Annotated in this window: 11 protein-coding genes and 2 pseudogenes; 11 read left to right on the top strand and 2 right to left on the bottom strand. The window is 68.9% G+C overall.

Annotated elements, in window-relative coordinates:
• Both AC1D1W_RS17625 and AC1D1W_RS17630 read right to left on the bottom strand, forming a co-directional pair.
• Nucleotides 1-249: pseudogene (locus AC1D1W_RS17625) on the bottom strand (hypothetical protein); the annotation flags it as partial.
• 20 nt (nt 250-269) lie between these two features.
• Nucleotides 270-935 carry a trimeric intracellular cation channel family protein gene (locus tag AC1D1W_RS17630; protein WP_243181968.1) on the bottom strand — a complete coding sequence of 222 codons (666 nt, stop codon included), beginning with the start codon at nt 933-935 and terminating at the stop codon, nt 270-272.
• Nucleotides 936-996: 61 nt separating this feature from the next.
• Between AC1D1W_RS17630 and AC1D1W_RS17635 the strand changes: the two genes are divergently transcribed.
• The 11 genes and pseudogenes from AC1D1W_RS17635 to AC1D1W_RS17685 form a co-directional block, all read left to right on the top strand.
• Nucleotides 997-1,743: a sirohydrochlorin chelatase gene (locus tag AC1D1W_RS17635; RefSeq protein WP_043436026.1), complete on the top strand. Its 747-nt coding sequence runs from the start codon at nt 997-999 to the stop codon at nt 1,741-1,743.
• A gap of 131 nt (nt 1,744-1,874) precedes the next feature.
• Entirely contained in the window at nt 1,875-3,620 is a 1,746-nt protein-coding gene (locus tag AC1D1W_RS17640; protein ID WP_476944364.1) for a nitrite/sulfite reductase, read from the top strand.
• The gene (locus AC1D1W_RS17645; RefSeq protein ID WP_243181971.1) at nt 3,617-4,327 is read left to right on the top strand and encodes a phosphoadenylyl-sulfate reductase; all 711 of its coding nucleotides are present in this window, start codon (nt 3,617-3,619) and stop codon (nt 4,325-4,327) included. The genes AC1D1W_RS17640 and AC1D1W_RS17645 overlap by 4 nt, the downstream gene beginning before the upstream one ends.
• Entirely contained in the window at nt 4,324-5,391 is a 1,068-nt protein-coding gene (gene cysD, locus AC1D1W_RS17650; protein ID WP_476944365.1) for a sulfate adenylyltransferase subunit CysD, read from the top strand. The genes AC1D1W_RS17645 and cysD overlap by 4 nt, the downstream gene beginning before the upstream one ends.
• Nucleotides 5,391-6,815: a sulfate adenylyltransferase subunit 1 gene (locus tag AC1D1W_RS17655; RefSeq protein WP_028276671.1), complete on the top strand. Its 1,425-nt coding sequence runs from the start codon at nt 5,391-5,393 to the stop codon at nt 6,813-6,815. Before cysD ends, AC1D1W_RS17655 begins: the two co-directional genes overlap by 1 nt.
• A gap of 283 nt (nt 6,816-7,098) precedes the next feature.
• Nucleotides 7,099-8,277 (top strand): ABC transporter substrate-binding protein, encoded by a 1,179-nt coding sequence (locus AC1D1W_RS17660; protein WP_476944366.1) that lies wholly within the window; start codon nt 7,099-7,101, stop codon nt 8,275-8,277.
• Nucleotides 8,278-8,321: 44 nt separating this feature from the next.
• The gene (locus AC1D1W_RS17665; RefSeq protein ID WP_028276673.1) at nt 8,322-9,047 is read left to right on the top strand and encodes an ABC transporter ATP-binding protein; all 726 of its coding nucleotides are present in this window, start codon (nt 8,322-8,324) and stop codon (nt 9,045-9,047) included.
• The gene (locus AC1D1W_RS17670; RefSeq protein ID WP_476944367.1) at nt 9,037-9,975 is read left to right on the top strand and encodes an ABC transporter permease; all 939 of its coding nucleotides are present in this window, start codon (nt 9,037-9,039) and stop codon (nt 9,973-9,975) included. The genes AC1D1W_RS17665 and AC1D1W_RS17670 overlap by 11 nt, the downstream gene beginning before the upstream one ends.
• A 199-nt stretch (nt 9,976-10,174) precedes the next feature.
• Entirely contained in the window at nt 10,175-10,471 is a 297-nt protein-coding gene (locus tag AC1D1W_RS17675) for a putative quinol monooxygenase (RefSeq protein ID WP_223913715.1), read from the top strand.
• A 123-nt stretch (nt 10,472-10,594) separates the two neighbouring features.
• Nucleotides 10,595-11,881 (top strand): uroporphyrinogen-III C-methyltransferase, encoded by a 1,287-nt coding sequence (cobA, locus tag AC1D1W_RS17680; RefSeq protein WP_243181975.1) that lies wholly within the window; start codon nt 10,595-10,597, stop codon nt 11,879-11,881.
• 89 nt (nt 11,882-11,970) lie between these two features.
• Nucleotides 11,971-12,182, top strand: a pseudogene (locus AC1D1W_RS17685) (pyridine nucleotide-disulfide oxidoreductase); the annotation flags it as partial.

Raw genomic sequence — 12,182 nt, forward strand, 5'->3', positions numbered from 1 at the left:
GAACATGAGGAAGCCCTCATCATCCACTTCGAGCTCTTCGGGGTCCCAGAAGTAGTGGTAGGCCTCCATGATGTCCTCGCAGCCGCCGACTGCCAGGTAGAACTCGCGCAGGACCATCGGGACCTGGAACTGGTGTTCGGCGAGGGCGGCGTCGAGCTCCTCGGCCGGGAGGCCATCTTCTTCCTGCCATTCGTCTTCGAGATACTTCGGGACAAGCGCGCGGAATTTCTCGAGGAACATGTCAGTCATGGTCTTATCCTAGCTAATCCTCAGCGGTCGTTTTCCGCGCTGTCCAGGCCCAGCCGGTGCCAACCGCGCACCGCCAGCGGAACGTACCAGTGGCGCCGCCAGGCCGTGACCCGGAAGGCGAAGACAAGCCCGGCGACGGCGCAGGCGCTCACCGCGGTGAAGGTCCCCGTGAGGGACAGGATCACGGTCAACGCCGACCCGGCGAACGCCGGCAGAGCGTACAGATCCTTGGGGTCGAAGAGCTGGGGGACCTCGTTGGCGGTGATATCCCGCAGCAGGCCGCCACCCACCGCCGTCGTGACACCCAGCAGGACGGCGGCCACAGGATTCATCCCGGCGGCCAGCGCCTTCAGTGTGCCGGTGATGCAGAACAGGGCCAGCCCGCCGGCGTCGAACAGCATCAGCAGCGACGTGAAGCGCTGGACGCTGGAGAACAGGAAATACACCAGCACCGTGGCAAACAGGGGCGGTGCCAGATATGCCGGGTTGGTGAACGCGGCGGGCGGGCCCGCGTTGATGATGATGTCGCGGATGACGCCGCCGCCCAGGCTCACCACCGAGGCCAGGAGCAGCGAGCCGATGATGTCGAACTGCTTCCGCGCCGCGAGCAGCGAGCCGGAGACCGCAAAGAAGAACACACCGGCGAGGTCAAGCCAGACCAGGACAAGGCTGAAGGAGAAGGTCATGAAGCGTCCCGGTCGGTTGCAAGGGGGCGGATAGGGCGGCTCCAAGGTTACGCTAACGGCTATGAATACCCCCATCCTGATCGCCTGCGCCCACGGCACGTCGAGCCCGCACGGGGCCGCGGAGGTCAACGCGCTCCGGGACGGCATCGCCGGGCTCCGTCCCGGGCTGGACGTCCGCGAGGCCTACGTCGACGTGCAGGATCCGGACCTGCCGGCCGTCGTGGCGGGCCTCCCGGCGGGGGTAACCGCCGTCGTGGTTCCGTTGCTGCTCAGCGTCGGATACCACGTCAAGGTGGACATCGCCCGCGCCGTGAAGAGCCGGCCGGACACCCTGGCCGCGGCGCCGCTGGGGCCGGATCCGCGGCTCGCAGCGCTGCTCGATGCGCGGCTGCGCGAGGCCGGGGTAACGGACAACGACGCCGTGGTCCTCGCCGCCGCCGGGTCCTCCGATCCCAGCGCCGCACAGAATGTCGAGGAACTCACGGACCAGCTCCGTGCCCTGCGTTCCAACCGGATCGTGGCCGCCTACGGCGCCTCCGCCAAACCCTCGGTTCCCGACGCCGTCGCCATGCTCCGCGAGGAGGCCGCCGGCGGTGCCGGCGCGGGGGAGTCGGCCGGAGCGGTGGACCTTGGCGGCCGCGTCGTCATCGCCTCGTATCTCCTGGCGCCCGGCTTCTTCCATGACCAGCTGGCCAAGGCCGGCGCGGACCTGGTGACGGCGCCGCTGCTTCCCTCCCCGGTCCTCGCCGAAATTGCCCTGGAACGCTACGACGCGGCGCTGGCCGGGGCCCGGCAGCCCCGGCCCTGACGGTCCGCGCAGATGCACAGCTGCAGGGCGACTTCAAGGGTTTTCGGCGGTTCGTGACGAAATGTTGCCCTAGGTGACTCCCCGTTTCTGACCCTTTGTGACGGGATTACGGCCGCCCCTACAGTCGATGCATGACTGATACAGCTCTAGCCGGAGCGTCCACGGACGAGGCTGCCGCCGGCCGCACCAAGCGCCCTCCCCGCCCGGCCGCAAAGCCGCACGGCCAGTGGAAAGTGGACGGCACCACGCCGCTGAACGCCAACGAGACCTGGAAACAGGAAGACAACGGCCTCAACGTCCGCGAGCGTATTGAGTCCGTCTACTCCAAGCACGGCTTCGACTCGATCGACGGCACCGACCTGCACGGCCGCTTCCGCTGGTGGGGGCTCTACACCCAGCGCAAACCCGGGATCGACGGCGGCAAGACCGCCACGCTTGAGCCGCACGAGCTCGAAGACAAATACTTCATGCTCCGCGTCAGGATCGACGGCGGTGCGCTCACCACCGGGCAGTTGCGCGTCATCGGCCAGATCTCCGTGGACTTCGCCCGCGACTCGGCCGACCTCACGGACCGCCAGAACATCCAGCTGCACTGGATCCGGGTCGAAGACATGCCCGAAATCTGGCGCCGGCTCGAAGGCGTGGGACTGTCCACCACGGAAGCCTGCGGCGACGTGCCCCGCGTCATCCTCGGCTCCCCGGTGGCGGGCATCGCCAAGGACGAGATCATCGATCCCACGCCGCTGATCCAGGAACTCGCCGAGCGGTTCATCGGCGACCCGGAACTGGCCAACCTGCCGCGCAAATTCAAGACCGCCATCACCGGCCACCCCAGCCAGGACGTGGTGCACGAGATCAACGACGTCGCCCTGGTGGGCCTGGTCCACCCCGAACTCGGCATCGGCTATGACCTCTGGGTGGGCGGCGCGCTCTCCACCAACCCCATGCTGGGCAAGCGCCTCGGCGCCTTTGTCCGGCCGGACCAGGCCGCCGACGTGTGGCTCGGCGTCACCAGCATCTTCCGCGACTACGGCTACCGGCGCATGCGCACCAAGGCCCGCCTGAAGTTCCTGCTGGCCGACTGGGGGCCGGTGAAGTTCCGCCAGGTCCTCGAGGACGAATACCTCGGCTACAAACTCGCCGACGGCCCGGCCGCCCCGAAGCCCTCCACGCCCGGCGACCACATCGGCGTGCACGAACAAAAGGACGGCAAGTTCTTCATCGGCGCCACCCCGCTGGCCGGCCGCCTCTCCGGCAGCCAGCTGGTCAAGCTCGCGGACACCCTGGAGGCCCGCGGCTCGCAGCGCCTGCGCACCACCCCGCACCAGAAGCTCGTGGTACTCGACGTGCCCAAGGATGAGGTGGACCCGCTCGTGGCCGAGCTCGACGCGCTGGGCCTGTCCGCCCGCCCGTCCGTGTTCCGGCGCGGCACCATCGCCTGCACCGGCATCGAGTTCTGCAAGCTCGCCATCGTGGAAACGAAGGTGACCGCGGCGACGGCGGTTGCCGAGCTGGAGCGCCGGCTGGCCGATCTCGCCGAGAGCAAGCAGCTGCCCCAGACGCTGTCCCTGCACATCAACGGCTGCCCCAACTCCTGCGCCCGGATCCAGACGGCGGACATCGGCCTCAAAGGCATGATGCTGCCAACGCCCGACGGCGACCCCACCCCGGGCTTCCAGGTCCACCTCGGCGGCGGGCTCGCGTCCGACAGCCGCGAGGAGGCAGGCCTCGGCCGCACCGTCCGCGGCCTGAAGGTCACGGCCGAGGAGCTGCCCGACTACGTGGAACGCGTGGTCCGCAAGTTCGTCGCCGACCGCTCCGAGGGCCAGAGCTTCGCCGAGTGGGCCTTCGCCGCGGAAGAGGGTGACCTGCAGTGACTGCAGCACTCCGTTCCCACGACGAGCTCAAGGCCCTCGCCGAGGCCGGCGCCGCCGAGCTCGGCTGGGACGCCCCGGCCCGCGACGTCATTGCCTGGGTGGCCCGCAATTTCGAACTGCCGACTGTCGCCGTCGCCTGCTCCATGGCGGATGCGGTCCTCCCGGCGCTGGTCGCGGACGAGCTCCCCGGCGTCGACGTCCTGTTCCTGGAGACCGGCTACCACTTCCCGGAGACGCACGCGACGCGCGACGAGGTCGCGGCCAACCTGCGCGTCAACGTCGTGGACGTGCTGCCGGAGAACACCGTGGAGCAGCAGGACCGGCTCCTGGGCAAGGACCTCTTCGCCCGCGACCCCGCCCAGTGCTGCGCCCTGCGCAAAGTGGCGCCGCTGCGCCGCACCCTGGCCGGCTACGAGCTCTGGTTCACCGGAGTCCGCCGCGACGAGGCGCCCACCCGCACCAACACGCCGCTGATCGCCTGGGACGAGGCCAACGGCCTGGTCAAGGTCAACCCGGTGGCGGCCTGGACTTTCGACCAGCTGGTGCAGTATTCCGACGACAACCTTCTTCCCGTCAACCCGCTGCTTTCGCAGGGCTACCCGTCCATTGGCTGCCAGCCCTGCACCCGCAAGGTGGCGCCCGGCGACGACCCCCGCGCCGGACGCTGGGCAGGAACCGACAAGACAGAATGCGGACTACACGTATGAGAACTCAAATCACCAACGAGGACCTGGAGCTGTCGGTGCTGGACAACGACGCAGCTGAGACGCCGATTGCCGCCCAGGGAGTGGCATCGGGCCTGTCGGAGCCGCGCGCTGGGCTGATCGAAGATCAGCCGCGCGGCGCAGGGGCGGGGGCGGCAATCGGCGTCGCAGGTTCACGCCTCTCGAGCCTCGACACCCTTGAGTCCGAGGCCATTCACATCATCCGCGAGGTGGTCGCCGAGTTTGAGAAGCCTGCGCTGCTGTTCTCCGGCGGCAAGGATTCCGTGGTGATGCTGCACCTGGCCACGAAGGCCTTCTGGCCCGGCAAGGTGCCCTTCCCGGTGCTGCACGTGGACACCGGCCACAACTTTCCCGAGGTCATCGACTTCCGCGACCGCACCGTGGAACGGCTGGGCCTGAAGCTCGTCGTCGGCTCCGTCCAGGAGTTCATCGACTCCGGTGAGCTGGCCGAGCGTGCCGACGGGACCCGGAACCCGCTGCAGACCGTCCCGCTGCTGGATGCGATCCAGCGCAACAAGTTCGACGCCGTCTTCGGCGGCGGCCGCCGCGACGAGGACAAGGCCCGGGCCAAGGAGCGGATCCTGAGCCTGCGCGACGAGTTCGGCCAGTGGGACCCCCGCAACCAGCGGCCCGAGCTGTGGAACCTCTACAACGGCCGGCACACGGTAGGCCAGCACGTCCGCGCGTTCCCCATCAGCAACTGGACCGAACTGGACGTGTGGCGCTACATCGAGCGCGAGAACATCGAGCTGCCGGGCCTGTACTACGCCCACGACCGCGAAGTCTTCGCCCGCGACGGCATGTGGCGCGCCGTCGGCGAGGTCTCCCAGCCGCGCGAGCACGAGGAAGTCATCACCAAGACCGTCCGCTACCGGACTGTCGGCGACATGTCCTGCACCGGCGCCGTGGAATCGGCCGCCGCCACGGTGCGCGACGTCGTCATTGAGGTTGCCGCCTCGACCATCACCGAACGTGGCGCCACCCGGGCCGATGACCGCATCTCCGAGGCCGCCATGGAAGACCGCAAGAAGGACGGCTATTTCTAATGAGCACGGAAACGTTTCTCCCGGGCCCGGACCTCGTTGCCGCGGCGCTGCCCACCACGCTGTTCCGCTTCGCCACCGCAGGCTCCGTCGACGACGGCAAGTCCACCCTGGTGGGCCGGCTCCTGCACGACTCGAAGGCGATCCTCGCCGACCAGCTCGACGCCGTCGCCCGCACCTCGGCGGACCGCGGGTTCGGCGGTGAAGGGGCCACCGGCACAAAAGCGATCGATCTCGCCCTGCTGACCGACGGCCTGCGCGCGGAGCGCGAGCAGGGCATCACAATCGATGTCGCCTACCGCTACTTCGCCACGGACCGGCGCAGCTTCATCCTCGCGGACTGCCCCGGGCACGTCCAGTACACCAAGAACACGGTGACCGGCGCGTCCACCGCGGACGCCGTCGTCGTGCTCATCGACGCCCGCAAGGGTGTCCTCGAGCAGACCCGCCGGCACCTGTCCGTGCTGCAGCTGCTGCGCGTGGCACACGTGATCGTCGCCGTGAACAAGATCGACCTCGTGGACTTCAGCGAGGACGTGTTCCGCGGGATCGAGGCGGACGTCCAGCAGGTCGGGCGCGAGCTCGGGCTCGGTTCCGACGGCGTCGCCGATCTCCGGGTCATCCCCGTCTCGGCCCTCGACGGCGACAACGTGGTGGACCGCTCGGAGCGGACCCCGTGGTACGACGGCCCGGCGCTCCTGGAGGTCCTGGAGACGCTGCCGGCCGCCGACGAACTCGAAAGCCACCTCGAAAGCTTCCGTTTCCCGGTCCAACTGGTGATCCGGCCGCAGGGCGCGCTGGCTCCGGACGCCATCGCCGGCGGCCTCGATCCCGAGGCCTACCGCGACTACCGTGCCTACGCCGGCCAGATCACCGAAGGCTCCGTGAAACTGGGGGACCAGGTCAGCATCCTGACCCCGGGCCAGGCCCCGCGCACCACCACCATCACCGGGATCGACTTCGCGGGCCGCGAGCTCGCCGAGGCGGCCGCCCCGCAGTCCGTGTCCCTGCGCCTGGCCGATGAGTTCGACGTCGCCCGCGGTGACACGATCGCGGCGGCGGGGACCGTGCGTGAAAGCAGTGCAGACCTCTACGCCGCTCTGTGCTGGCTCTCGCCCAAGCCGCTCCGGGAGGGCTCCAAGGTCCTGGTCAAGCACGGCACCCGCACGGTCCAGGCCCTGGTCCGGAACGTGACAGGCAGGCTCGACCTCGCCAGCTTCGGCCTGGAGCCGACCACCACCCTGGAGCTCAACGACATCGGGCACGCGCAGCTCCGGCTCGCCGCGCCGCTGCCGTTGGAGAACTACCTGCACCACCGCCGCACCGGGGCGTTCCTCGTGATCGACCCGCTCGACGGCAACACCCTCGCCGCAGGCCTGGTCAACGACCACCCCGGCGACCACGAGGACGAGCGCTACTCGATCTAGGCCACGTGCCACACGGGCGCAGCTTGTTCCCCGGTCGGTCGCCCTGGGCGGCTGTCCGGGAAACAAGCTGCCGTCTTTTGGGGCCGAATGTGACGCTGCGTGAACCCGCGTGACCCCCGGTTTCCGGGCCGTTGAACCCCGAATATGACACTCCCTATGGTGAATGAATGAAGACACAGGAACGGTTCCCCGGCCTCCCCCGCAGGGACTTCCAGGGGCGATGTCGCCGGCGCTGACCATCCGCCCGGCCCTTCCGCACACACCCCAGAACAGGACTTCACCCATGTCACACACCCCCGAAAACCCCGGGCCCGGCACACAGCCCGGCACCACCCGGATCGTCGCCGGCGAGACCGGCAAACCCAAACGCAAGCGCACCCTGGAGATCGCCCTGGTCGCGGGCCTCGTGCTCCTGATCGGCGCCGGCGCTGCCGTTGCATCCTCGTTGTCCCGCAGCCCCGAAACAGCCCCCGCAGCGGCAGCGGCGGACGCCGGCCCGGCCACGGAACTCAGGCTCGGCTACTTTGGCAACATCACCCACGCCCCGGCCCTGGTGGGTGTCAACAAGGGGTTCATCGCCAAGGACCTCGGGGCGACCAAGCTCAGCACGCAGGTGTTCAACGCCGGCCCGGCCGCGATCGAGGCCCTGAACGCCGGCGCCATCGACGCCACCTACATCGGCCCCAACCCGGCCATCAACTCCTATGTCAAGAGCAACGGCCAGTCCATCAGCATCATCGCCGGCGCCGCGGCCGGCGGAGCGCAGCTGGTGGTCAAGCCTGGCATCAACTCGGCGGCCGACCTCAAGGGCAAGACGCTCGCGTCGCCGCAGCTCGGCGGCACCCAGGACGTGGCCCTCCGCGCCTGGCTCGGCAAGCAGGGGTTCAAGACCTCCACGGACGGCAGCGGCGACGTCTCGATCAACCCGACCGAGAACGCCCAGACCCTCAAGCTGTTCCAGGACGGCAAGCTCGACGGCGCGTGGCTGCCGGAGCCCTGGGCCTCCCGCCTGGTGCTCCAGGCCGGCGCAAAGGTCCTGGTCGACGAGAAGGACCTGTGGGAGAAGGGCGAGTTCGTCACCACTGTCCTGATCGTCAACAAGACGTTCGCGGCCGAGCACCCTGCCACGGTGCAGGCGCTGCTGAAGGGCCATGTCGAATCCGTGGACTGGCTCAACGCGGCGTCCGCCGCCGAGAAAGCCACCGTGCTCAACGACGGACTCAAGGCTGCCGCAGGCAAGGCCTTGCCGGCCGACGTCATCGACCGGTCCCTGAAGAACATCGTCTTCACCACCGACCCGCTCGCAGGGACGTACAGGAAACTGCTCCAGGACGGCGTCGACGCCGGCACCACCAAGCAGGCCGACATCAACGGCATCTTCGACCTCACGGCGCTCAACAGCGTTCTGAGCGAGAGTGCGGCCGGCAAGAAGATCTCCGCCGAGGGGCTCGGCAAGGACTAGCGTCCGGGCCCCCAGCCATCCGCCACAACAGTAAGGACCAGACCATGCCAGTCGTACTGGAACACCTGGGCAAGCGCTTCGGCGCCGGCGCCCCGGTGCTGGACGACGTCAACGCCACCATCGGGCAGGGCGAGTTCGTCGCCCTGCTCGGTGCCTCCGGCTGCGGCAAGTCCACCCTGCTCAACATCATGGCGGGACTGGAGGCCCCGACGTCGGGCGCCCTGGAAGTGCCCAGCGACGGCGCCGCCTTCATGTTCCAGGACGCGGCACTGTTTCCCTGGCTGACCGCGCGGGAGAACATCGAGCTGGCCCTGAAGCTGCGCGGGGTGGGGAAAGCCGACCGCCGGGTCCGGGCGGGGGAGCTGCTGGACCTGGTGCACCTGGGCGGTGCGGGGGACAAACGGCCCCACGAACTCTCCGGCGGGATGCGCCAGCGCGTCTCCCTGGCCCGGTCGCTGGCCCAGGACCGCCAGCTGCTGCTCATGGACGAGCCGTTCGCGGCCCTGGACGCGATTACGCGGGACCTGCTCCATGACGAGCTGGAACGGATCTGGAAGGAAACCGGCCGGACCATCGTCTTTGTCACCCACAACGTCCGCGAGGCCGTCCGGCTTGGCCAGCGCGTCCTGCTGCTCTCCTCCCGGCCCGGCCGCGTGGTGCGGGAATGGCACGTCAGCGAAGAGCACCGCACCGACGCCGGGCTGGCCGGCCAGCTCACCGGCGAAATCACCACCCGGCTACGCGAGGAGATCCGCCGCCATGCCAAGTAACCAGCTTCCCGTGGCGGAAGCACGGGCCGAGACCCGCAAGGTCCACGCCGCCCTGACCCGTTCCTCCACCGGCAAGGAAGATCTCCGCGAGCTCGAAGCGGGCCTCGACTCCCTGCAGTCTGACTCCATCCGCAAGGTCCGCATCGACTGGAGCCGGATCCTGCTGCCGGTGGCCGCGCTCGCGGTGCTGATCATCCTCTGGCAGTTGTACGTCTCCCTCGGCTTCAAGCGGCGCGACGTCGTGCCCGGCCCCCTGGATGTCATCGGCCAGGTCGGAATCCTGTGGGGCGAGGGCAAGCTTCAAGAGGCCGTCTGGACCTCGCTGCAGCGCGGTGTCGTGGGCTTCCTGATCAGCGTGGTGATCGCGACGCCGGTGGGTCTGGTGCTGGCCCAGGTGGCACCGCTGCGGCGCGCTTTCGGGCCGCTGATCTCCGGGCTGCAGGTCCTGCCGTCGGTGGCCTGGGTGCCGGCCGCTATTCTCTGGTTTGGGATCACGGATGCCACCGTGTATTTCGTGGTGTTCATGGGTGCGATTCCCTCGATCATCAACGGCCTGATCTCCGGTGTGGACCAGATTCCGCCGCAGTACCGCAGCGTCGGGAAGGTCCTGGGTGCGTCCCGTCTCCAGCTGGCCCTGCAGATCATCCTGCCGGCGGCCCTGCCCGGGTACCTCGGCGGCCTCAAGCAGGGCTGGGCGTTCTCCTGGCGCTCGCTCATGGCGGCGGAAATCATCGCCGTCGGCGGCACCATCGGCTTCGGTCTGGGCTCCATGCTGGACCAGGGCCGCGTCCTGTCCGACATGACCATCGTCATGTCCGCCATCCTGCTGATCCTCGCCGTCGGAATCCTGATCGAGCTGCTCGTGTTCGCGCCGGTTGAAAAGCGGCTGCTCCGCCGCCGCGGCCTCCTGGCCGGCAGCACCCGCTAGGCCAGCCCCCAGCCCCTCCAAAGCAACGCGCGGTTACTTACGGCCCATATTTCCATTGGTTTATGGGCCGTAAGTAACCCCGCGTTCCTTTTTCGATGGCTCCTTGCCCGGGTACAGGCACGGGCCTACACTCACGCCTAGAGGCCGGGTTGCGGCCCCTTCCACGGCTGATGCAAAGCCCGATTCCTAGGAGGTCGCTGTGGCAGCAAAATTTGGCGTGCTGGCCCTGGTCGAAGCCAAAGCGGGGAAGGAACAGGACGTCTGGGACTTCCTGAACGGAGGGCGCGAAATCGTGCTCAACGAGCCCGGAACGCGCACCTGGTATGCCTTCCGGGTCAACGAGAACACCTTCGGCATCTTCGACACCTTCGATACCGAGGAGGACCGTCAGGCCCACCTCAGCGGCGCCATCCCCGCCGCCCTCGGCGAACACGGTCCGGCCCTGCTCGCCAAGGATCCCGACATCAAGCTGATCGAACTCATCGCCGTGAAATAGGGGTGCCCCCGGCCGCCGCAGATCAGGAGCGGCGATTGCCATTATGTGACGCGGCGTTACCTTGCGTGAACTGGTGTTGCCGCACCGTTGTTCCGCTATGTGACGCCGCCCTATCGTCGATGCATGGCAATTCAGGACATTTACCCCACGGCGCTGCGCCTCCTCGGCCGTCCCGTGCTGGTGGTCGGCGCCGGACCGGTGGCCGCCCGGCGCACCAAGGGGCTGCTCGACGCCGGAGCCCGCGTCACCGTCGTGGCCCCGGCCGCCTGCCCGGCGCTCGCCGAACTTGCCGGCGCCGGCCTCCTGAACTGGGAGCCCCGCCCGTACCGTGCGTCCGACGTCGACGGCGTGTGGTTCGTCCAGACCGCCACCGGCGACGCCGCCGTGGACGCCCAGGTCTCCGCCGACGCCGAGGCGCAGCGCATCTGGTGCGTCAACGCCTCCGACCACGAAGCCTCCGCCGCCTGGACGCCCGCCGTCGCCGTGGTGGACGACGTCAAGATCGCCGTCAACGCCGGCGGAGACCCGCGCCGCGCCATGGCCCTGCGCGACGCCGTCGCCACGGCCCTGGCCACCGGAGACCTGCCGCTGCGCCGGCACCGGGTTCCCGGCACGGGGGCAACTCCCGGATCCGTGGCCCTCGTGGGCGGCGGTCCCGGCGACACCGGACTCATCACCGTCCGCGGCCGCCGGCTCCTTGGCCAGGCCGACGTCGTGGTGGCGGACCGGCTCGGCCCGCGTGAACTCCTGGCCGAACTGGCCCCCGACGTCCGCGTGGTGGAGGTCGGCAAGACCCCCGGCCACCACCCGGTGCCGCAGTCCGAAATCAACCGGATCCTGGTCGAGGAAGCCCTGCAGGGCCACCGCGTGGTCCGGCTCAAGGGCGGCGACCCCTACGTGCTGGGCCGCGGCGGCGAGGAAGCCGAATTCTGCCGGCAGCACGGCGTCGAGGTCGAAGTGGTTTCCGGCGTCACGTCGGCGATTTCCGTGCCCGCCGCCGCCGGCATCCCGGTCACGCACCGCGGGCTGGCCAAAGGCTTCAGTGTGGTCACCGGCCATGAGGAACTCTCGGAAGTGCCGGCCCGTGCCGACCACACTGTGATCCTGCTCATGGGTGTGGGCCAGCTGCGCGATTCCGCAGCCTCCCTGGGCCGCGCCGGTTTGCCTCTTCAGACGCCTGTTGGCATCGTAGAGAATGGATACCTGCCAAACCAGCGGGTGACCATCGGAACCCTCGGGACCATCGCGGACCAGGCGGAGGCCGCAGGCGTAGCGAATCCCGCCGTGATCGTGATCGGCGACGTGGTCCGCGTCAGCCCGTTCGCGCCGTCGCACTTCAAGACCGCGGACTACAGCACCACCTCCCCGAACGCTCCCCGCACCACCAAGACCCGCGTACTGACCCCCTAACACCCGTCGATTGCTCCACAACTGCCGTTATCAAGCCCCAAAAGGGYGTTTGTGGAGCAACGGATGCAGAAGAAAAAAGGAACACAGCCGTGTCAACTAGCACCCCCGTAGGAACCGCCGCCCGCCCGCTGCGCGTCGCCGTCGTCGGCTCCGGTCCCGCCGGCGTCTACGCCGCGGACATCCTGACCAAGAGCGAGGCCGTCAAGAGCGGCGAGCTCACCGTCAGCATCGACCTCTTCGACCGCTACCCGGCACCCTACGGTCTGATCCGCTACGGCGTGGCCCCCGACCACCCCCGCAT

It is taken from the genome of Arthrobacter sp. P1_B4, from assembly GCF_056406555.1.

Bases quoted from the DNA above. Each gene is read 5' to 3' on its own strand.
- AC1D1W_RS17630 (WP_243181968.1), bottom strand. From the start codon at position 935: ATGACCTTCTCCTTCAGCCTTGTCCTGGTCTGGCTTGACCTCGCCGGT.
- AC1D1W_RS17635 (WP_043436026.1), top strand. From the start codon at position 997: ATGAATACCCCCATCCTGATCGCCTGCGCCCACGGCACGTCGAGCCCG.
- AC1D1W_RS17640 (WP_476944364.1), top strand. From the start codon at position 1,875: ATGACTGATACAGCTCTAGCCGGAGCGTCCACGGACGAGGCTGCCGCC.
- cysD (WP_476944365.1), top strand. From the start codon at position 4,324: ATGAGAACTCAAATCACCAACGAGGACCTGGAGCTGTCGGTGCTGGAC.
- AC1D1W_RS17655 (WP_028276671.1), top strand. From the start codon at position 5,391: ATGAGCACGGAAACGTTTCTCCCGGGCCCGGACCTCGTTGCCGCGGCG.
- AC1D1W_RS17660 (WP_476944366.1), top strand. From the start codon at position 7,099: ATGTCACACACCCCCGAAAACCCCGGGCCCGGCACACAGCCCGGCACC.
- AC1D1W_RS17665 (WP_028276673.1), top strand. From the start codon at position 8,322: ATGCCAGTCGTACTGGAACACCTGGGCAAGCGCTTCGGCGCCGGCGCC.
- AC1D1W_RS17670 (WP_476944367.1), top strand. From the start codon at position 9,037: ATGCCAAGTAACCAGCTTCCCGTGGCGGAAGCACGGGCCGAGACCCGC.
- cobA (WP_243181975.1), top strand. From the start codon at position 10,595: ATGGCAATTCAGGACATTTACCCCACGGCGCTGCGCCTCCTCGGCCGT.